Here is a 20,016-nt window from a genome sequence, read left to right as displayed (position 1 = left end):
GTAATGATCCTACTCTATCTCCTTTGTCGGCTAATAATTAACAAACCAATAAACGTCAATGCACCATTATAGATTAGCTTTTCAAACCCCATAACAAACTCGTAATCACCCGTTTCTAACAATTCTGGAGTCAAGCATTGCATAATTGGTATCCAAACATTATAGTCAACCAGACCAATAATAATAGGCGACGCCACCGCTATAACCGGCACCATATGGTCTTTAATATTGAGCTTGGTAAACAAGCCAAAGGCATACAAGCCTAGTAAAGGGCCGTAGGTATAACCCGCCAGGTTAAACACTGTGCTGATTACACTGTCATTATTAAACAGTCTGAAAAGTAAAATCACCACAGCTAACAACAAGCTAAAACCAATGTGCACTTTAAAACGTGTCCTTTTGGCCTCCTCCTGATTCTTTTCTTCAACCTTTAACAGATCAACAGAGAAAGAGGTGGTTAAGGAGGTCAGAGCCGAATCAGCACTAGAGTAAGCAGCTGCTACCAACCCAAGCATAAAGAATACCCCTACAATCTGCGGCAGGTATCCACCCGTTGCAATGATAGGAAACAGATCATCTGAACGCTCAGGTAAAGCGATACCTTGATTGGCCGCAAACAAAAACAATAGCACCCCCAAACTTAAAAACAAGAGGTTAACCGGGATAAACGAAAAGCCATACCAATACATATTCTTTTGTGCGTCCTTCAGATTACGGCAGGTAAGATTTTTTTGCATCATATCCTGATCCAAGCCCGTCATCACAATGGTGATAAAGGCACCTGAGAAAAATTGCTTTATAAAGTGTTGCTTAGACGATAAATCACTTAATTCAAAAACTTTAGAGTAACTGCTATCAGCAATGGCGTTGATCATGCCGCTAAACGACAAGTTCATGGTTTTGGTGATGACCACTACCGTAATGCCCACACTCAACAGCATAAACAGCGTTTGAAGCGTATCGGTCCAGATAATGGTTTTAATACCACCTCGAAAGGTGTATAGCCAGATCAATAATATTGTCACCAATACAGTTACTTCAAAAGGAATATTAAAAGCATCAAACACAGCTATCTGCAGTACATTGGCCATCAAGTATAAGCGGGCAGATGCACCAATGGTGCGCGACAAAAGAAACAATACAGCACCTGATTTATAAGACCAAAAACCAAAGCGATCATTCAGATAAGTATAAATAGATGTCAGGTTTAAACGATAATAGAGGGGTAAGAGAATATGTGCAATCACAAGGTAACCCAGAAAGTAGCCCATCACCATTTGCATATAGGTTAGGCCGGTTGATCCCACCCATCCCGGCACCGAGATAAAAGTTACTCCCGATAATGAAGCACCAATCATTCCAATGGACACGATGTACCAAGGCGATTGACGATTACCTCTGAAAAAAGTATCGTTATCCGTTCTCTTACTGGTTAAAAAGGAAATAAGAATTAACATACCGAAGTACCCGGCAATGATTGTAGCCGTTAAAACTGGACTCATAACATCACATTTTTATCGACACTAAGATAGTTATTAGTTGATAACGCCAATCCTAATATCCTTTGATCCAAATTACATGTTGGTGTGGATTTTAAAATTAAGTTTTGATAACTTAATAATGTTTTAAGCCAGACAAGGTGATTGAAGGACTAGTAGTGCACTTTCCAGGATACAAAACAATGAAAAATTAGTTTTAGCTAATAAAGCAGGAATATGCACAACTGAAATTGAACAATGTTGTGACACATACCCAGACAGACATAACAGTATAAAAGGGAGTTAAATGAAGAAAATACTAGGAATTTCAGCATTTTATCACGATTCGGCAGCAGCTTTAACTGTTGGTGGCAAAGGGATTGCAGCAGCACAAGAAGAACGCTTTACAAGAATTAAGCACACACCAGAATTCCCAATAAACGCAATTAAGTATTGTTTAGAGGAAGCGGGGCTTAGCATTGATGAATTAGATGCGATAGTTTTTTACGACAAACCATTACTAAAATTTGAGAGACTATTAGAAACATATTATGCTTTTGCTCCAAGGGGTCTCGCGTCGTTTTTAAAGGCAATACCTGTTTGGCTAAACGAAAAGATGTTTTTAAAGAAACTTATTTTCGATGGACTAAAAGAGATTGAGAAATACGATAAGAAAAAAGTTAAACTTCTTTTTCCTGAACATCACTTATCGCACGCAGCAAGTGCCTTTTTTGTGTCACCATATAAAGAGTCAGCTATCTTGACTATTGACGGTGTTGGAGAATGGAACACCTCAACAATTGGCATGGGGAGCGGCAATAAAATTGAGATCAAAAAAGAATTAAACTTCCCTCACTCAGTTGGATTACTTTATAGTGCTTTTACATATTTTCTGGGTTTTACAGTAAACTCAGGAGAATATAAACTAATGGGATTGGCACCTTATGGCAATCCAAATTCTAAACAAACAAATGAATTTATTGAAATTATTAAAGACAATCTTGTTGATATAAAAGACGATGGCTCCATTTGGCTAAACCAAAGCTATTTTAATTATGCAACAGGGTTAAGAATGATAAAAGAGAAAAAATGGGCAAAACTATTCTCTTTCTCTACAAGAAAACCTGAGGCAGATATAGAACAGCACCATTGTAACCTTGCTATGGCCATTCAAAAGGTTACAGAGGAGATTGTATTAAAAATGGCAAAAGAAGCAAAACGGATTACCAATTCCGATAACCTTTGTCTCTCCGGAGGTGTAGCTCTGAATTGTGTTGCAAATGGCAAACTTCTCAAAGAAAAAGTATTTAAGAACATTTACATACAGCCGGCAGCAGGAGATGCCGGAGGATCACTTGGTGCAGCAATGGCTGCTAATTATATGTATTTCGACGACGAAAGAATAGCTGATGAAGTAAATGATAAAATGCATGGAGCTTATCTTGGTCCTGATTACTCCGATAAAGAAATTTTATCGATGAGCCGCAAGGTCAAAGCGGTCTATGAAAAATATGACAACTTCGCAGAACTTTCTAAATTCATTGCATCAAAGATCTCTGATGGTAATGTTGTAGGCTGGTTTCAAGGCCGGATGGAGTTTGGACCTCGTGCATTAGGCAACCGAAGCATTTTAGGTGATGCCAGAAATCACGAAATGCAAAAGAAGCTAAACCTTAAAATAAAATACCGTGAAGGATTTAGACCTTTTGCGCCATCAGTTCTAATTGAAGAAAATCAAAACTATTTTGACTTAAATACAGCTTCTCCATATATGTTGTTGGTAGCACCGGTTCAGGAAAAAAGAAGGGAAAAGCTACCTGATAACTACTATGAATTACCACTTTGGGAACGCTTGTATTATAAACGCAGTGATATACAGTCTATAACCCACCTGGATTTTTCGGCAAGGATACAAACAGTTCACAAAGAAACGAATCCAAGATACTGGGAATTGATAAACGAATTCAAAAATCAAACAGGCTATGGTCTAGTAGTTAATACCAGTTTTAATGTAAGAGGAGAGCCAATAGTCTGTACTCCACACGATGCTTACAGATGCTTTATGAGTACCGAAATGGATTATTTGGTAATCAATGATTTTGTGTATTGCAAAACTGAACAGCCGGATTGGGAAAACAAGGAAAAATGGATGGTTAAGTTTAAAATGGATTGATTATGAAGAATGAAAGCAAGATATATAACTTCTTTATTATAGTCGCACTGTTGTTCTGGAATCCTTTGTCTTTTTATTTACTGTATAAAAACACTCCGGTAATAGATATAATATGGCTATGGGTTATATATACAATTCTATTGGTTACCGGAGTTATTATTACAGTACTGATACATAAAGAAAAAATCAATAATAGATTGAAAGATGTAATATTGAGTTGTGCTTTTATTGGGATTCTTTCAGGTATAGTAGTATGTATTAATATGAATATGGGAGATGATAATAATTCTCTTCAAACGGAGCAGGGGATTATTTTTCCAAAAAATTATTCAGTCAGAAGCCAAACAGTTGAGTTTGATTACAAAATTGTCACAAATAGTATAGGAATCAGAGACCGAGAGATAAATATTGACAAGCAAGATAAATATAGGATTTTGTGTTTTGGTGATTCCTGGACTATGGGCTTTGGAGTTAATATAGAGAATAGCTGGCCCAGGAAAGTGCAAGATTATCTACATGCAATGCAATATGAAAATGTTGAGGTACTTAATTGTGGAAGAGCCGGGCGATATACCACAAATTATTTAGAATATATGAATAGTGCTGTCCCTCTTTTAAAACCAGATCTGGTTTTGGTTGGGGTGCTGCAGTTAGAAGATCTGATTCAACTTTACGAAAATGATATAAAATCAGGATCAAAAACAACAAATGAAGATGTTTCGCTTACAGTACAACTTAAATATGCGATAAAAACATACGCAAAGCACTCAGTTGGCAATATCCTAAATAAGCAAGGGCAAAACGAGGTTGACCTCAAACAAAGCCACATCAACTCAATACAAAGTAAATTAGCTGAATATGATTATCTGCAAAAAAAGCAATATGAATTACTATCTGATAGCGTAAAATACCTGTTTGAGACTGGAAATCTAAACCCCGGACTTTTAAACCACTATGTTGATTTAACTTACGGAATATCTGCATTTAATAGTCCTGATCACGCTGCAACAAAATTAGCACTGAACTTAATGGATAGAGATTTCAAGGAAATGAAATCGTTGTGCAACGAAAATAATGCAAAATTGATATTTATCAATATGCCAACTGCAAGGTTTACAGGCCACAAGGTCTCTCGAACTCCTAATGATATTTTCAATGACTTCCTAAAAGAGAATAACCATATTGACTCTTTGTATCAGAGTATTGCTATGCAAAATGACTTGCCTTATATCGAAATGACAAGCCATTTCATCGATTTACATCCTAAAGACAAGTATTTTTTCAAGTTTGATGGGCACCCAAATATAAAAGGGTACGATGAAATAGCCAGGTATATTGGAAGCGAATTAATAACACAAAAAATAATTAACTGATTATGGAATTTTTAACTGATTTATGGCTCTTTCTAAAAGAGCGGAAGAAGTTCTGGTTAGCACCAATTATATTAATCCTATTGGTACTGGGAATATTAATCGTATTTGGAGGCAGCAGTGCAATAGCTCCGTTTATTTACACATTATTTTAAGATATGAAGAAAATAAAAACCAATGCAGTTAAAACGGTATTAGTAATATCTGTTGGGTTTGGAATTGTATTTCTTTGGCTTGATGCTAATTGGGCATTATATGCCTCTTTAACTATTGGCATTCTAGGAATAATTTCAAACAGAATAAGTAAGATTATTGATGCCTTATGGATGAAACTTGCTAAAGTTTTGAGTTATATTGTGCCAAATATTTTATTAGCCATTGTCTTCTATGTTTTTTTATTTCCAATTGCTGTGTTATCAAAAATTTTCGGAAATAAGAGTTCTTTCATATTGAAAAACAAAAGAGAAACCATTTGGGTAAAAAAAAGCACTCCAACTAGTAAAGCTTCATTTGAGAAAATGTGGTAGGTTAATTATGCTTCCCAAAACTTGTTAGATTGGTCATCCTAAACTCCTCTGCGATCGGCCACAATCATCAGGGCCTCTTCGCGTATTATTTCGGGGGGATTAACGCCTCTTATCTGCAGGCTTTTTAACCAACCAGCTACTTCACGTTCTTTAAGGGTAATCAACACTTCGCGAAATTGTTCTATCTGATCATCGTTATAGCTATCAGCCGATTTCTCTTTAAAGGCATCCAACTCTTCATCTTCGTAGTATTCAACTTTATCGCTACTGCTTAGCAAACTGTCCGATTCACAAACTTCATGCGCTCCGCAACAATCGTCAGCCATCTGTTTCTGCTCTTCCCCTCCATTGCTTTCTTTGCTTCGTCGTGAAAAAATGAAAGCTACAATCAACGCTACTACTATGCCTGCCAATAAATAAATCATGATGCAAAAATAATAATTAGTCAGCAGTTTTTAGTCAGTAGTATCCAGTTTAACAACTTTACTACCGACTTCTGACTACTGACTGATAATCTTTTAATACTTCCACTTATTAGCTAATGCAACCAATGACAACATAACAGGAACTTCAACCAGTACTCCAACTACGGTAACCAATGCTGCCGGCGATTGCAAACCAAACAAAGCGATGGCAACAGCAACGGCCAATTCAAAAAAGTTACTGGCTCCAATCATTGCTGCTGGTGAACAAACAGCATGCGGTAACTTTAGTTTACGACCTCCAAACCAGGCAATGAAAAAGATAAAATAGGTTTGGATTATCAGCGGAATAGCTACCAACAAAATGATTAGCGGATTCTCAGTGATATTATGTCCCTGGAAAGCGAATAAAAGCACCAATGTAGCCAATAAAGCAAATATACTTACAGGCTTAAATTTTGGCAGGAACGTTTCAGTAAACCATTTTACTCCATTTTTCTTAACCAGATAACGATTGGTCAGGGTTCCGGCCAACAGAGGCACTACCACAAAAACCACAACGCTGGTAACCAATGTATCGTATGGAATGGTCACATTTGTTACGCCTAGCAAAAAGCCAACAATTGGCACAAAGGCAATTAAAATAATCAGGTCATTAACCGATACCTGTACCAAGGTGTAGTTAGGATCGCCATCAGTCAGATACGACCAAACAAACACCATTGCCGTGCATGGTGCTGCACCTAACAGAATAGCCCCGGCAATATACTCACCGGCCAGTTGAGGTTCGATATATGCAGCATAAAGTTTGGTGAAGAATATCCAGGCGAAAAAGGCCATGGTAAATGGTTTGATCAACCAATTAATCACCAAAGTTAAGATTATACCTTTTGGACGCTTCCCCACATTTTTGATACTGGAGAAATCAACTTGCAGCATCATGGGGTAAATCATCAACCACACCAAGACCGCCACCAATATATTCACGCCTGATACTTCCAGTTGGCTCAATATAGTGACTGTCTCTCCAAAGAAGTGACCAATTAATATTCCTCCACCGATACAAAGTGCCACCCATAAGGTGAGGTACTTCTCAAAAAATCCGATTTGTTTCTTTTTCTGAGTCATCTTTTTATAACTAAAAGCTAATACAGCTTATTTAATATTTTCAGTGTAAAACTTGAAAAACCCTTCTTTGATCTCATCACGAACACGATGAAATTCGCTCATGATAAACTCATCGCTTCCCTCTGCATGCGACGGATCATCAAAACCAATATGAATGCGATGCTTTACATCACCTACAAAAGCAGGACATGATTCATTAGCACCTCCACAAACTGTAATAACGTAATCCCACTTTTCTCCAAGATACTTGTCAACCGAATCACTGGTGTGATGACTGATATCAATACCAATCTCATTCATTACCTGAACAGCTTTCGCATTCAATTTTCCCGATGCTTCTGTTCCTGCCGAATACACTTCGATATTTTTATCAAACGACTGTAAGAATCCATGTGCCATTTGACTACGACAACTGTTGCCGGTGCATAAAATCAATACTCTCATTGTGTTGTATTTTAGTTATTAACATTCTTTTGGTGTGCAATCTTTACATTCAAGGTCATCAAGAAAAGGTAGGCCCAATTGATTTAACTTTTTAATGCCTTCCGGATTCAAGCAATAGTTGGTTTTAGTGCCTTGTGCTGTACCTTTTATTAATCCGGCCTTTTTTAACTCAGCTACATGTTGGTTAACTGTGGTCCTGCCAAGGGGGACAATCTCGGTAATATCACCCGAAAAGCAAGCATCGCGTGATCCTAAAAACTTGAGAATTTGAAGACGCGCCGGGTGTGCAAGAGCTTTAAATAACTGTGCCAGTTCCTGTAATTGATTGTCGAATAAATCTGTTTTTGCCTGGGGCATTATTATAGGTTTATTGGTTGATTTGCCCGTCAATCATTAAATGTGACAGTTCCACTATCAACCTTATTTCATATTGTCTTAATATCGACGTAAAAGTACGTCATTTATTTGACGTATTTTTACGTCGGAGTTTTTTTAATGATTTTTTAACATACGGACATAAAAAAAGGGGAAGCCAAAACTTCCCCTGATATTATTCTATAACAATTGTCTGTTAGATATCCATATTCATTGCAGCTCTCACTTCTTCCAATGTTTTTTGAGCTACATTTCTCGATTCCGCGATACCTTCACGCAGAATACTTTTTACAAAGTCTAGATTATTCTCTAATTGTGTGCGTCGCTGACGAATTTCTCTGAAATGTTCATTGATCGATTCCGTTACAATCTGCTTCAGCTTTCCGGCTCCCTGATCACCAATCTCCTCGGCAATCTTTTCTGGTTCAGTACCATTAGCCAAAGCAGCAATGCGAAGCAAATTAGCTACTTCTGGGCGATTATCAGGATCGAAAGTAATTAATCGTTCCGAGTCTGTTTTTGCAGACCTCACGGCCTTCATGGTCTCATCTTCAGTTGACTTAATCATGATGGTGTTATTACGACTCTTACTCATTTTTTGTCCGCCATCCAAACCAAGGATCATTGGTGTTTCACTTAACAATCCTGTTGGTTCTCTAAACACACGCGCCTTAAATCTCTTATTAAAACGTTTGGCAATTGTACGTGTCAACTCAATGTGTGGTAGCTGATCTTTACCAACCGGAACAACGTCACTCTTACAAAATAAAATATCTGCGGCCTGATGCACAGGATATGTATACATACCGGCATTAATCACATTCTGACCAGAAGCCTGAATCTCTTCCTTAATTGTTGGGTTTTTACTTAACTCTGAGTTCGAGACTAACGATAAAAAGGGCACCAATAACTGGTTTAACTCAGGGATATGGCTGTGTGGAAAAATGTGCGTATTAAATTTATGTGGATCCAATCCACAAGCTAAATAGTCGATTGTTAATTCTGTTGCATACCTGGAAATATCCTGGAATACATCCCTATCTGTCAATACCTGGTAGTCAGCAATTACAATAAAAGTCTCTACGCCTAAATTTTGTAAGCGTACTCTGTTTTGTAACGAACCAAAGTAATGGCCAATGTGTAAATTACCTGTTGGTCTGTCACCTGTAAGAACCCTGTGCTTCTCAGGGTTTATTTGCAAATCCGCTTTTAAAGCATTACTTTTTTTTACGGCAATATCAAATGAAGCATTACTGATTCCTTCAGCTTTTTCAGTTGTCATATGACGTTGTTTCTTATAATCAATTAATAAAGAGCTGCAAAAATGGGGAAAATTGTGATGATTTGAAAATTATTTAATTCGAAAGCAAGGCCTCTAATATTCAAAGTATTTGCTTTATCTGTCAGGCAAACCAGTTGATAACTTTTAAGCTAATAAGCGCCCAAACAATATAACGTAGTAATTTCCCAATCAACATACCAATACTGGCTAGTAACCAGTTAACTTTCAGCAATCCTAATATAACAGCTATTACATCACCAACCCCTGGTAACCAACAAAAAAAAGCAATCCATAATTCTCTTCCCGACACAAGCTTCTTGGTTTTCTCAATCTGTGAATGTTTAATCTTAAGGTATTTCTCAATCCATTCGGTTTTTCCCAACCAACCTAACCCATACGAGCTCATTCCTCCCAACCAATTACCTAATGTTGCCAGGGCCAGACACCAGTACAAATTGTAATCAGCTGCCAACATTCCTGAAAGCAATGCTTCAGAACTAAATGGAACAACAGTGGCTGCTAAAAAAGAAGCCAGAAAGAGAGCAAAATACCCTGGATCAAATATCATTATACTTCATTTTCAGGTGCAAATGTACAAAAACAAGCAAAGAGACTAAAAAAAATTATATCCTGAATCCCTCTAATAATCTACATTTTAGACGTATTGATAAAAATATTTAAAAAAATATGGTACTTTGTATTGCATAGTACCATCTTATCAATGTATATTTGTAATGCATAATTCATTGTTTAAAATAGTATTTTAACCATGTTATTACCAGTAACCATATTCAAGTCTAGCTTTAAAACAGCCGTTATGCTTTTATTTCTATTTAGCGCTATTAACCTAAAAGCTCAATCAACAAAAGCAGATACATGTAAAGTAATCTGTGAAGAACAGGTTAAGACTGAAAAAGTACCAGAAGCTAATGAGGTAAAAAAGCCAAATCAAAAATGTGGCAAGAAGAAGATTACCTCAAAAAACAAACGAACTAAAAGAATGGAAGATGGATTTTTATTTAAACGCCACTCCATTAGTAAATTATAAAATAATAACTCTATAAAACCGGGAGAATGAATGTAGAAAACGCAAAAGCACAAATGCGGAAGGGAGTTTTAGAGTATTGTATCCTGCTCATCTTATCCAACAACGATGCTTATGCTTCCGATATCATCAATCAATTAAAGGAAGCTAAGATGATCGTTGTGGAAGGAACACTATATCCGTTATTAACGCGACTAAAGAATGCTAAACTTCTCAGCTATCGTTGGGAAGAGTCAACTCAGGGGCCTCCACGTAAATATTATGCCCTAACTGATGAAGGCCGAAATTTTCTGGGTGAAATGGATACATCCTGGAAAGATCTTGTTAATGCTGTTGAATTGATACATCAAACCAAAAAAATAACCGAACAATGAAAAAAACAGTCACCATAAATATAAGCGGACACATGTTTTACATCGATGAAGATGCTTATTCACGTTTGCGCAGTTATCTGGATAAAATTGAATCAACCTTTCGTTCTCAGGAAAGTGGCGATGAAATTATCTCTGATATTGAGAACCGCGTAGCCGAAATATTCAATGAGCGTATCGATCGCGAAACCGGCGTCGTAACCATGGAAATGGTTGAAGAAGTAATTGCCACTATGGGTGAGCCGGAACAATTCGAAGAAGGTGATCAAACAGAAGGACAAAAAACTACTTCATCAAGTTCACTTATATATGTAAAACCTACCCGCCGTTTCTATCGCGATATTGATAACCGGATACTTGGTGGTGTTTGTGCCGGAATATCTGCCTATTTTGGCATCGATGTGCTTTTGATACGAGTTATTGTTGCATTGCTTACCATTTTAACATGGGGTGGTATCCCTGTTATATACGTTATTCTATGGATTGCTGTCCCTCCTGCCCGCACCACTGCGCAAAAGTTACAAATGAGAGGCGAACGCATCACCATTGAAAACATTGAACGTAGCATTCGTGATGAATATGAAGAAGTTCGCAAAAAATTTGGAAACTTTAAAGAATCCCCAACTTACAAAAAGGGACGAAGTTTTTTCAGTCGTTTTTCAAAAAGTGAAAAAAATGCTATTCTGATTGTTATAGCAGTGGTTGGAGCTGCCTTGCTTTTCAATATGCCCAATTTTCCAGACTTGTTTCATGGACCGGCTGCAGTTTTCACCGGATTTACACATCATGTAGCACCTACGTTTAATCACATCTTTTTCCCAGGCGCATTGACATTGATTCTAGTCTTACTAATCATCGGACTGATATTTAAAACAGTACTGAAAATCATCCTTTATCTGATTGCTTTTATATTACTAGGGGCACTTACTCTAAAAGTACTATTCTGGATGTTTGGAGGATTTATGCTGGTTTGTTAATCAAAAGTATCGAATCATTAGAAATTAAACTGTCATGAATAAAACTATAAATATCAATCTGGACGGATTAGCTTTTAAAATAGAAGAAAGTGCTTATGACAGATTGAATGAATATTTGGATACCATTAAAAGCCGGTTAGGAAGTACCGAAGAGGCTCAAGAGGTTATTGCAGATATTGAAGCGCGAATTGCCGAACTATTTCAATATAAATGCCAGGGATGCACGATCCAACTGGACGCTGTTGAAGAAATTATACATACTATTGGTGAACCTGCTGAGATTATTGATGAAGAAGATGCCGAAGGTAATTCAGACTCAGGAAAAAGCCAAAGTCAATCTTCTACCACTTACGTTGGTAAGAAATCGCTTTTTCGGGATCCTGATGACCGTCTCTTAGGTGGTGTTTGTGCCGGATTAGGTGCTTATCTGGATGTTGATCCATTAGTATTCCGGATCATTGCGGTCGTTACGGCTTTTATGTCCTTTGGAATAGTCGCATTAATCTATGTCATCCTATGGATTGCCATGCCAAAAGCCAAAACGCTTGGACAACGCATTGAAATGCGCGGTGGTATCACATTCAAAAACATGGGTAAAAACATTAAAGAAGAATACGAGGCAGTATCCTCAAAATTTAAAGAATATACAAACAAACCTAATTATAAGCGTATGCAAAAAAGAGCGAATAAAACAGGCGATGCCATGGCCAATGGCCTATATCAATTGCTCAATATTTTTGGAATAATATTAGGCGTTGGCATCGTTATTTGGAGTGTGTTATCAATAATGGGATTAGTTGGTTTCTTTGCGTTTAAAGATACCATCCTTGGTTTGGCAGTAACAGATGGTAACCAATTTCTGGCATCTGTTCCCGACCGTTTCCTTTCATACATGGATCAGAATTTACTAATGATAGCAGTCCTTCTTGTTATTGGAATCCCATTCCTGGTTATCCTTTACCTTGGTTTAAAATTGATATTCCGTTTTAACAGTCATGGCAAAGTAGTAGGTATGACGGCACTCATCCTTTGGTTATCAGGAATAGTTCTTGTGTTCTTTACAGGAATTCGAATTGCCAAAAGCTTTGAGGAATCCGGTTCTGTAACTGCACAACAAGCTCTAAATCCAAGCCAGTCAAAAACCATATACCTAAAAGCGTCTGAAGTTGAGATCAGCAACGGTGAGCGTGAGTATTTATGGGACATGGATCATTTGGAAGTTTTCTCTGAGGATGGTGAATTAATGGTAGAAGGTGCTCCGGTTATCAATATCAGCAGAGGCGATAAATTTCAGATCACCATTGATAAAAAAGCAAGAGGCTTAAATGAAAGAGATGCCGAATTCAATGCTAAAACTACCCAATATGAGTGGGTACAAAACGATTCTGTCATTTACTTGGATAGAAAATTCATCATTGCCAACGAAGCTCTTGTTCGAAACCAAAAAGTGTATGTCAATATACAGGTTCCATACGACAAGAACCTTGATGTGAGCCCTTACCTGGATCGATTTATTGATGAATATTAGTGTAAAAAGACATTAAATCTATACAAGGTTGATTTACATGACCTAAAACTAAAATTATTAAAACCTATTAAAATATGAAAGAGACAATTGCATTAATCCTGATCATTGCTTTTAACTATACTGCTCAGGCACAAGATCGGCCATCAGACAGACTTTTTGAAAAGATGGCATTGAAAAAAGGCGTTACTATGATGTCATTCTCGAAGGAGATGCTGGATGCGGTTAACCTTAATTTTGATAACGAAGATGGAGACACAGATAGCAATGTTACCGGCGATCTCCATGAAGTTAAACTTATAATTTACAAAGCTCCTGAAGATGAAGAACCAATGGCATTTAGGGAGAAAACCCTGAGCTACCTGCCATTAAGCCGATATGATAAGGTTGAAGATGACGATCAGGATGAGGATGTTGATATTCGAATATATCGCAAAGGAAAGAAAGTATACGAATGCCATGTGCTGTTTCAAGGTGAAACCAATGGTGTTCTGCTTTCTTTCTTCGGTAATTTCAAAATTGATGATGTGGACGAACTAGCCGAAAAGCTGGATAGTTACAAGTAATCAAGTGTTCGTAGAAATAAAAAGGATCGCATCTTTATTCAAATGATGAATGTAAAGATGCGATCCTTATTCTTTTATTAGCAGTTAGCTAAAAACCAACAGCCTTATTTTTTAGCATATTTTTCTCCATCATAACCCCACTTCAAGTACATTGCTCCCCAGGTAAAACCTGCACCAAATGATGCTATAACAATATTGTCACCCTTCTTGAGCTGTTTCTCCCATTCCCACAAACATAAAGGAATAGTAGCCGAAGTGGTATTACCATATCGCTCAATGTTAATCATTACCTTTTCTTTAGCCAAATTCATTCGGTCAGCTGTAGCCCCAATAATCCGCAAATTAGCCTGATGAGGTATCAACCAAGCAATATCCTCATGGGTCATATTATTGCGTTCCATAATCTCAACCGATACATCAGCCATTTTAGAAACCGCATTTTTAAATACAGGCTGACCTTCCTGGTATACTGAGTGCAATTTCTTATCAACCGTTTCATGCGAGGCAGGCATTACAGATCCCCCGGCTTTCATGTGCAAATGCACGCGACCAAAGCCATCACTGCGTAAGATACTATCGCGAACTCCTATTTCCTCCTCAGTTGGCTCAACCAAAACAGCTGCTGCTGCATCACCGAACAACACACAAGTAGTTCGGTCCGTGTAATCAACAATAGATGACATTTTCTCAGCACATACAACAATTACTTTCTTTTTTGCCCCGGATTCAATAAAACGAGTTGCTGTATCTAAACCATATAAGAAACCTGAACATGCTCCATTTAAGTCAAAACCATGTCCATTTTTTATACCACACTTATCTGCAATAATGTTAGCTGTGGCAGGAAACGGATGATCAGGTGTCACCGTTGTACAGATTACCAAATCAATCTCATCTGGCGTAACACCGGTTTTTTCAAATATCTCTTTAATGGCCTCTACTCCCATGTCCGAAGCACCCAGGCCTTCGCCTTTCTGAATATGACGCTCTTTAATTCCCACACGGGTCATAATCCACTCGTCGGTGGTATCAACCATTGTACTCAACTCATGATTATCAAGGATATAATCAGGAGCGTGACCTCCAATGGCTGTAATTACTGCACTGGTTTTTTTCATTTGACTTTCATTTTTTGCTGTTCACATCAAGGCACAACAGCAGATCGGAAACCTTCAAAAAATTACTACTCACTCCTGAATTATCTTTTTCTTGTCTCCATTTATTCAATAACTTGTAAACAGTACCACACATACCATTTACTCAATCCCATCTGTCCTTAAGCAACTAATATCAACGAAGTATATTAATTAACACTTATTTAGGGCGAATACAAAAGTAAGAAAACAGTTATTGTAAACAAATATTATCAGTTTTATTGCCCTTAAACAAAATTTGCCCTCAAATTTCTTTGAGGGCAAATTTTATTGAATGCGGATTCAATAAACTATGCTGTCACTTCTTTTTCTACAGCTAATTTTCCACGGTAATAACCGCACTCACCACAAACTGTATGCAACTTTACAGTAGCGCCACAGTTTGAACATACTCCCAATGCAGGTGCTACTGCTTTGTAGTGCGTTCTTCTCTTGTCTCTTCTCGTTTTCGAGATCTTTCGTTTAGGATGTGCCATTTTTCAACCTATTTACTTGATTTATCTACTAATTTTTTCAGAGCCGCCCATCGCGGATCTATATCATCGTCCTGCTCCTCCTCAGTTCCCTCTTCAACTAAATAATTATTCAGCTGATTCATCATTTCAGTATTGCAGGTTACGTTGCCATTTTCATCTTCGGGATGAACATGCCTGATTGGCAATGCCACACAAATAAACTCGTATATCAACTGTGCTACATTGATTTCGTGTTCTTCGTGAGGTAAAACTATGATCTCTTCTGTTGGTTCATCATACTCCTCGCCAAATTTAACGTACATCAGCGATTCGTTTACAACCGGAAGAGTCAAAGCTTCCAAACAGTTATCACAAACGGTTTCTACTTCACCTCCAATATTAAAGTTTAATGTTAATAGTGCTGAGCTTTTATTTAACTCCACTTCAGCCTTTAACACCCCTTTTTCAATCAATGGCTGCACAAACAATCCAAAGAATTCAGCTCCTATTTCATACTTAAACAAGTGCTTACCTTCTTTCAATCCCTTGAATGGGATACCGTAGTTTCTCAATCTGTCCACTTTTCCCTTTCTAAAAACTGTGCAAAAGTATAAAATAAACCAATGTAAGAAAAGAAAAGGAGTTTTTTTTCCTTATTAATATCCAATAAGTTGAAAACCATCAGGCTTTTGGAAGTGTAATCCTGAATGTTGTACCAACATCTATTTCTGATTCTTTGACAAAGAGTTTCCCTCCATGATATCCTTCAACTATTCGTTTAGCTAAAGACAAACCTAGTCCCCAACCACGAAGCTTGGTGGTATAGCCAGGTTTAAAAATGGTTTTAAACTGACTTCGCTGAATACCTTTGCCGGTATCCTTTACATCTATATTTACATGACCATTATTGCGGTGAATTTTTATCAAAATATTACCTTCTCCTTTAATGGCATCAACAGCATTCTTACATAAATTTTCTATGACCCATTGAAAAAGTACTTTATTAACTTTCACCATTAAATAAGGAACATCTCCAACCTCTAAATCAATATCAATGTTTGATGCAGTACGTCGACGTAAATAATCAATAATTTCTTCAATTGTTAGAATTAAAGGCTGTTCTGTTAACTCAGGTTTAGAACCAATTTTTGAGAAACGATCTGTAATGACCTGCAAGCGTTCAACATCCTTTTCCAGTTCTTGTGCAATATCCTGATTCTCATCTTTTAACTTTAACAGATCAACCCATCCCAACAAAGAAGATGTTGGCGTTCCCAATTGATGAGCAGTTTCTTTTGACATACCAACCCAAACCTGATCCTGTTCGGCTTTCCGTGCACCATTAAAGGCAATATAAGCGATAAAAATAAACAGAGCCACAATTGAAAGCTGAATTATCGGAAACCATTCAAGCTTTTTTATTAACACGGAATCATCATAATACAGGTATTGCAATTCATCTCCACCTAAATCGATAATCAATGGATCACCTTGCTTCATTAGCCTCTTTAACTCGGCTTCCAAAACTGCATCTTCCCTACCCTTTGGCAATTTAATATTGCGATGAGAATTGATTGATGAGTCCGCTTCTATTATAATAATGGGAATTGTCGTGTTTTGACTGATGACTTCAAGAGTAAGTCCTAACTCATCTTCGCCTGCTCCACTTTGTGTAATTTGCTTAATGGCCTGTATCCAAATCTCGACACTCTTGCGCTCCTCCTCTTTCAGTTCATTTGTTAAATCGTCAGTATATATCAAGGTGAAAAAACCAATTGTTATGGCCCCAATCAAAAGAAAAAGCTTCCAAATGCGCTTGTGTGTATAAAAACTCATTTTTAACTATTTATATCAACACAACGCATAATCACCATATTTATTTTTCGTGCTACTTATCAAACCTTGCACCATTTAGCTAACATACGTGATAAGTCGTCAACCTTGGTTGGTTTTGTTATAAAATCATCCATGCCTGCTTTAAGAATACGATCGCGTTCTGACTCATCAACACTTGCTGTCATTGCAATCACCGGACAATCACCACCGTCTTTGCGCATTTTTTGAAGAGCTTCAATACCATTCATTTGCGGCATCAGAACATCCATAAATACAATATCATATTTATTCTTTCGCATTTTTATGACAGCTTCATATCCATTATTTGCGATATCTATTTTGTGACCAATTTTACCAAACAAGTTTTTAGCCACTCTCTGGTTGAGAACATTGTCTTCAGCAACTAACACTTTTAATGATTGCTTATTTCCTAATTCACTCAACAATGTTTTTCTCTCCTGAATATTTGGGAAAAAGCTCTTTATTCTGGCTTCGAGGTTTTTCAATTCAACAGGTTTACGCAGATAAACATCCACTCCAAGACGCTTTGCTAATGATGTATTTGAAGGCTCAAAGTCCGAACTCTGCATTATAATCGGAATCCGTTTATGAAGCCTGGTATTATAAATGTCCTGCATAAATTCCAGACCATTAAAGTCAGGACGGTGATCAATAATCAACAGATGGTGTTTATTATCAGTTCGGATAATATCTATCGATTCGTTAGATGGTGGGAATACTTTATAATCCACCCTGAGCGAATCAAGATTTTTCATTAATGTCCTAACCTGCAATGGTTCATCTGAAATAACAAAAGCCCTCACTTTATCTAAAGTGGTAATATGATTATAATTATAGTGCTTAGTATGGGTTTTTGCTTTATATGGAATGGTAAATGCAAATTCAGCTCCTGGAAACTGTTTAGATTCTGATATGCCAGATGGACTATTGACCCAAATTTCTCCACCCATCATGTCAACCAACTGCTTTGAGATGGTAATACCAAGTCCGCTTCCTCCATACTTTCGAGTGGTGCTTTCATCCTCTTGTGAAAACGGACTAAAGATGGTATCCAACTTTTCCTGTCGAATGCCAATACCAGTATCTTTTAAGGAAAATAATATGGCCGGAGAACCATTGACTCCCCTAATTTGCTTTACACTTAAATGAATTCGGCCTTTATCGGTAAATTTAATCGCATTGCTAATCAAATTATTCAAAACCTGACGAATTCTTATCTGATCACCCAAATAGTTCCGAGGCAATCCCATTAACGATGTCCAGGTTAATTTCAGTCCTTTATCTGCAGCCCTCGATTTGAACGATTGTATAGTACTTTCAATTTCTTCATATAAATCAAATGAAATAGCCTCAATCTCAAATCGTCCTGATTCCATTTTTGAGAAATCAAGAATATCATTAATCAGAGCCAGAAGTGTATCAGCCGATCGTTTCACAACATTTAAAAGCTTGAGATCATTATCGTCCTTTTCCGAAGACAATAAGATATCAGTCATCCCAATAATTCCATTTAATGGTGTGCGTAACTCATGACTAATATTGGCTATAAATGTTGATTTGGCCTTATGAGCCATCTCTTCTGTTTTCCTTTCATTTTCAAGCGAAGACACTTCCATAAAAACACGAATTGTATACTTCTCGCGCAGCAAATAAAAAGGAATCTGCTCGTGCAGAATAACCGACTCTTCGTTACTTTTACTTTTTAGAATGAACTTATTAGAGTGAGCAGAATAGGTCGTTTTGTCTAACCTTATCTTATTTTCAAATAGAACTTCATCGTTTGCCAGGCGTCCAACTAATTGATCCTCATCATCAAATGCGAATAACTTCAGCGCAGATCGGTTAACCTGATGAATCCTATTGCCATCATCAATTAACACCACGCCAACCGGCATGTAATACACCATTTTCCTCAGTGCCTGTTCCGAAGCTTTTAAGGTCTTTTCGTCCTCATCATAACGCCGTTGAAGAACCGTAAAAAACACAATAATCAGACAAATAATAAATAAAGAGATCCCTCCAACCATAAAGGTGTATCTGGCAATTGATGACGTAATAATTTTTTGAGGTATAGAAAATGCAAGGTAGTAACCGGCTCCATTGAAACTTAACTTACTAAACATTGTCAGTACCTTTATCTCTTCGTCGCCAATACTAATTCTATGGACTCTGGAGAACCAATCCTGATGACCGATTTCAGTTTCAAGATCTTCAATTTCCGTATAAAACCATTCTTCGTTTAAGGTATTATATACTACTTCTCCATTAGGTTTAAGCACCCACTGAAAATTAATATTCTCAACATTAAAATTGTAAAACACAGAACCGAAGAACTTATTCAAATCCATATCAAACTTGACATACCCTATAATCTCATCTTCGGGTGCAAGGGGTTGAATATAAATGATCCGAGTACCATAAGGGTTTATTAGCACCTTAGGTAATTTGACATGCATTATTTCAGCATTACTGAAAGCGGAAACAAACGAACCTCCTTCACTCTTTTTTAGTTCAAATGAATTTCCTTTTGTATCATAAACAACAATCTCATTTAATCGCTCACTAAAACCATTATAAAGCAATTCAAGACGTTTTTGGACTTCAATAGAATGACCTTTAGAGACAAAAAGACTGTCAAGTTCCTTCTGGGAAATTAAAATTGAAATTCCGGTATTTGTTTTATTGGCAAATTGCTCTAGCCTATCGCGAACCATCAAAGACTGCTTGAGCAGAATATCTTTTTGTGTATTCGATTGCCACTTGTAGGTATCAAAATAGTAATAGATATTTGACGCTATTAAAAATGCAATACTGATAAACGCTATGATAAAAGCTTTCTTCATTGCCTATAATTAAATCATCAGATA

General features: G+C 37.1%; 21 protein-coding genes. 9 read left to right on the top strand and 12 right to left on the bottom strand.

Annotated features, from left to right (window positions below):
- Positions 1–14 precede the first annotated feature (14 nt).
- The gene (locus AC4MRQ_RS02980) at positions 15–1,502 is read right to left on the bottom strand and encodes a sodium:solute symporter (protein ID WP_491196153.1); all 1,488 of its coding nucleotides are present in this window, start codon (positions 1,500–1,502) and stop codon (positions 15–17) included.
- Between the two features lie 283 nt (positions 1,503–1,785).
- On the opposite strand from AC4MRQ_RS02980, the gene AC4MRQ_RS02975 reads away from it, so the two are divergent.
- From AC4MRQ_RS02975 to AC4MRQ_RS02960, 4 genes are read left to right on the top strand one after another with little or no spacing between them, the layout of a single operon-like run.
- On the top strand, positions 1,786–3,651 hold the full coding sequence (locus AC4MRQ_RS02975; RefSeq protein ID WP_491196152.1) for a carbamoyltransferase family protein: 1,866 nt from the start codon (positions 1,786–1,788) through the stop codon (positions 3,649–3,651).
- A gap of 2 nt (positions 3,652–3,653) precedes the next feature.
- A complete protein-coding gene (locus tag AC4MRQ_RS02970) occupies positions 3,654–5,024 on the top strand; it encodes an SGNH/GDSL hydrolase family protein (protein WP_491196151.1) in 1,371 nt (456 codons plus the stop codon).
- Between the two features lie 2 nt (positions 5,025–5,026).
- Positions 5,027–5,176, top strand: a complete 150-nt coding sequence (locus AC4MRQ_RS02965) for a DUF5989 family protein (protein ID WP_491196150.1) — start codon at positions 5,027–5,029, stop codon at positions 5,174–5,176.
- A 3-nt stretch (positions 5,177–5,179) separates the two neighbouring features.
- Complete coding sequence (locus tag AC4MRQ_RS02960) at positions 5,180–5,548, top strand: SxtJ family membrane protein (RefSeq protein WP_491196149.1); 369 nt, start codon at positions 5,180–5,182, stop codon at positions 5,546–5,548.
- Positions 5,549–5,586: 38 nt separating this feature from the next.
- On the opposite strand, the gene AC4MRQ_RS02955 is transcribed toward AC4MRQ_RS02960, so the two are convergent.
- The 6 genes from AC4MRQ_RS02955 to AC4MRQ_RS02930 form a co-directional block, all read right to left on the bottom strand.
- Entirely contained in the window at positions 5,587–5,973 is a 387-nt protein-coding gene (locus tag AC4MRQ_RS02955; RefSeq protein ID WP_491196148.1) for a hypothetical protein, read from the bottom strand.
- A gap of 93 nt (positions 5,974–6,066) precedes the next feature.
- The gene (gene arsB, locus AC4MRQ_RS02950; RefSeq protein ID WP_491196147.1) at positions 6,067–7,098 is read right to left on the bottom strand and encodes an ACR3 family arsenite efflux transporter; all 1,032 of its coding nucleotides are present in this window, start codon (positions 7,096–7,098) and stop codon (positions 6,067–6,069) included.
- A gap of 27 nt (positions 7,099–7,125) precedes the next feature.
- Entirely contained in the window at positions 7,126–7,542 is a 417-nt protein-coding gene (locus AC4MRQ_RS02945; protein ID WP_491196146.1) for an arsenate reductase ArsC, read from the bottom strand.
- An 18-nt stretch (positions 7,543–7,560) separates the two neighbouring features.
- The gene (locus AC4MRQ_RS02940; RefSeq protein WP_491196145.1) at positions 7,561–7,899 is read right to left on the bottom strand and encodes an ArsR/SmtB family transcription factor; all 339 of its coding nucleotides are present in this window, start codon (positions 7,897–7,899) and stop codon (positions 7,561–7,563) included.
- A 214-nt stretch (positions 7,900–8,113) separates the two neighbouring features.
- Entirely contained in the window at positions 8,114–9,199 is a 1,086-nt protein-coding gene (trpS, locus tag AC4MRQ_RS02935; protein ID WP_491196144.1) for a tryptophan--tRNA ligase, read from the bottom strand.
- A 121-nt stretch (positions 9,200–9,320) separates the two neighbouring features.
- Positions 9,321–9,767 (bottom strand): YqaA family protein, encoded by a 447-nt coding sequence (locus AC4MRQ_RS02930; RefSeq protein ID WP_491196143.1) that lies wholly within the window; start codon positions 9,765–9,767, stop codon positions 9,321–9,323.
- Between the two features lie 249 nt (positions 9,768–10,016).
- Between AC4MRQ_RS02930 and AC4MRQ_RS02925 the strand changes: the two genes are divergently transcribed.
- The 5 genes from AC4MRQ_RS02925 to AC4MRQ_RS02905 all read left to right on the top strand — a co-directional run bounded on the left by AC4MRQ_RS02925 (position 10,017) and on the right by AC4MRQ_RS02905 (position 13,683).
- Positions 10,017–10,247, top strand: a complete 231-nt coding sequence (locus AC4MRQ_RS02925) for a hypothetical protein (protein WP_491196142.1) — start codon at positions 10,017–10,019, stop codon at positions 10,245–10,247.
- A gap of 26 nt (positions 10,248–10,273) precedes the next feature.
- Complete coding sequence (locus AC4MRQ_RS02920; protein ID WP_491196141.1) at positions 10,274–10,618, top strand: PadR family transcriptional regulator; 345 nt, start codon at positions 10,274–10,276, stop codon at positions 10,616–10,618.
- Positions 10,615–11,592 carry a PspC domain-containing protein gene (locus tag AC4MRQ_RS02915; protein WP_491196140.1) on the top strand — a complete coding sequence of 326 codons (978 nt, stop codon included), beginning with the start codon at positions 10,615–10,617 and terminating at the stop codon, positions 11,590–11,592. Before AC4MRQ_RS02920 ends, AC4MRQ_RS02915 begins: the two co-directional genes overlap by 4 nt.
- Before the next feature lie 34 nt (positions 11,593–11,626).
- Positions 11,627–13,120 carry a PspC domain-containing protein gene (locus AC4MRQ_RS02910; RefSeq protein ID WP_491196139.1) on the top strand — a complete coding sequence of 498 codons (1,494 nt, stop codon included), beginning with the start codon at positions 11,627–11,629 and terminating at the stop codon, positions 13,118–13,120.
- 74 nt (positions 13,121–13,194) lie between these two features.
- A complete protein-coding gene (locus tag AC4MRQ_RS02905; protein ID WP_491196138.1) occupies positions 13,195–13,683 on the top strand; it encodes a DUF4252 domain-containing protein in 489 nt (162 codons plus the stop codon).
- A 104-nt stretch (positions 13,684–13,787) separates the two neighbouring features.
- On the opposite strand, the gene AC4MRQ_RS02900 is transcribed toward AC4MRQ_RS02905, so the two are convergent.
- The 5 genes from AC4MRQ_RS02900 to AC4MRQ_RS02880 all read right to left on the bottom strand — a co-directional run bounded on the left by AC4MRQ_RS02900 (position 13,788) and on the right by AC4MRQ_RS02880 (position 19,992).
- On the bottom strand, positions 13,788–14,801 hold the full coding sequence (locus AC4MRQ_RS02900; RefSeq protein WP_491196137.1) for a beta-ketoacyl-ACP synthase III: 1,014 nt from the start codon (positions 14,799–14,801) through the stop codon (positions 13,788–13,790).
- 326 nt (positions 14,802–15,127) lie between these two features.
- Positions 15,128–15,313, bottom strand: coding sequence for a 50S ribosomal protein L32 (rpmF, locus tag AC4MRQ_RS02895; RefSeq protein WP_212188993.1), 186 nt, complete (start codon positions 15,311–15,313; stop codon positions 15,128–15,130).
- Between the two features lie 8 nt (positions 15,314–15,321).
- Positions 15,322–15,873, bottom strand: a complete 552-nt coding sequence (locus tag AC4MRQ_RS02890) for a YceD family protein (RefSeq protein WP_491196136.1) — start codon at positions 15,871–15,873, stop codon at positions 15,322–15,324.
- A 100-nt stretch (positions 15,874–15,973) separates the two neighbouring features.
- Entirely contained in the window at positions 15,974–17,128 is a 1,155-nt protein-coding gene (locus AC4MRQ_RS02885; protein WP_491196135.1) for a sensor histidine kinase, read from the bottom strand.
- A gap of 59 nt (positions 17,129–17,187) precedes the next feature.
- The gene (locus tag AC4MRQ_RS02880; protein WP_491196134.1) at positions 17,188–19,992 is read right to left on the bottom strand and encodes a response regulator; all 2,805 of its coding nucleotides are present in this window, start codon (positions 19,990–19,992) and stop codon (positions 17,188–17,190) included.
- Between the last annotated feature and the right edge of the window lie 24 nt (positions 19,993–20,016).

This window comes from Carboxylicivirga sp. (assembly GCF_982718395.1).
Note: the sequence above shows the minus strand (reverse complement) of the source record. Positions and strands in the feature narration are given on the sequence as shown.

Excerpts from the sequence above, each read along its gene's own strand:
- AC4MRQ_RS02980 (WP_491196153.1), bottom strand. The coding sequence starts at position 1,502 with ATGAGTCCAGTTTTAACGGCTACAATCATTGCCGGGTACTTCGGTATG.
- AC4MRQ_RS02975 (WP_491196152.1), top strand. The coding sequence starts at position 1,786 with ATGAAGAAAATACTAGGAATTTCAGCATTTTATCACGATTCGGCAGCA.
- AC4MRQ_RS02970 (WP_491196151.1), top strand. The coding sequence starts at position 3,654 with ATGAAGAATGAAAGCAAGATATATAACTTCTTTATTATAGTCGCACTG.
- AC4MRQ_RS02965 (WP_491196150.1), top strand. The coding sequence starts at position 5,027 with ATGGAATTTTTAACTGATTTATGGCTCTTTCTAAAAGAGCGGAAGAAG.
- AC4MRQ_RS02960 (WP_491196149.1), top strand. The coding sequence starts at position 5,180 with ATGAAGAAAATAAAAACCAATGCAGTTAAAACGGTATTAGTAATATCT.
- AC4MRQ_RS02955 (WP_491196148.1), bottom strand. The coding sequence starts at position 5,973 with ATGATTTATTTATTGGCAGGCATAGTAGTAGCGTTGATTGTAGCTTTC.
- arsB (WP_491196147.1), bottom strand. The coding sequence starts at position 7,098 with ATGACTCAGAAAAAGAAACAAATCGGATTTTTTGAGAAGTACCTCACC.
- AC4MRQ_RS02945 (WP_491196146.1), bottom strand. The coding sequence starts at position 7,542 with ATGAGAGTATTGATTTTATGCACCGGCAACAGTTGTCGTAGTCAAATG.
- AC4MRQ_RS02940 (WP_491196145.1), bottom strand. The coding sequence starts at position 7,899 with ATGCCCCAGGCAAAAACAGATTTATTCGACAATCAATTACAGGAACTG.
- trpS (WP_491196144.1), bottom strand. The coding sequence starts at position 9,199 with ATGACAACTGAAAAAGCTGAAGGAATCAGTAATGCTTCATTTGATATT.
- AC4MRQ_RS02930 (WP_491196143.1), bottom strand. The coding sequence starts at position 9,767 with ATGATATTTGATCCAGGGTATTTTGCTCTCTTTCTGGCTTCTTTTTTA.
- AC4MRQ_RS02925 (WP_491196142.1), top strand. The coding sequence starts at position 10,017 with ATGCTTTTATTTCTATTTAGCGCTATTAACCTAAAAGCTCAATCAACA.
- AC4MRQ_RS02920 (WP_491196141.1), top strand. The coding sequence starts at position 10,274 with ATGAATGTAGAAAACGCAAAAGCACAAATGCGGAAGGGAGTTTTAGAG.
- AC4MRQ_RS02915 (WP_491196140.1), top strand. The coding sequence starts at position 10,615 with ATGAAAAAAACAGTCACCATAAATATAAGCGGACACATGTTTTACATC.
- AC4MRQ_RS02910 (WP_491196139.1), top strand. The coding sequence starts at position 11,627 with ATGAATAAAACTATAAATATCAATCTGGACGGATTAGCTTTTAAAATA.
- AC4MRQ_RS02905 (WP_491196138.1), top strand. The coding sequence starts at position 13,195 with ATGAAAGAGACAATTGCATTAATCCTGATCATTGCTTTTAACTATACT.
- AC4MRQ_RS02900 (WP_491196137.1), bottom strand. The coding sequence starts at position 14,801 with ATGAAAAAAACCAGTGCAGTAATTACAGCCATTGGAGGTCACGCTCCT.
- rpmF (WP_212188993.1), bottom strand. The coding sequence starts at position 15,313 with ATGGCACATCCTAAACGAAAGATCTCGAAAACGAGAAGAGACAAGAGA.
- AC4MRQ_RS02885 (WP_491196135.1), bottom strand. The coding sequence starts at position 17,128 with ATGAGTTTTTATACACACAAGCGCATTTGGAAGCTTTTTCTTTTGATT.
- AC4MRQ_RS02880 (WP_491196134.1), bottom strand. The coding sequence starts at position 19,992 with ATGAAGAAAGCTTTTATCATAGCGTTTATCAGTATTGCATTTTTAATA.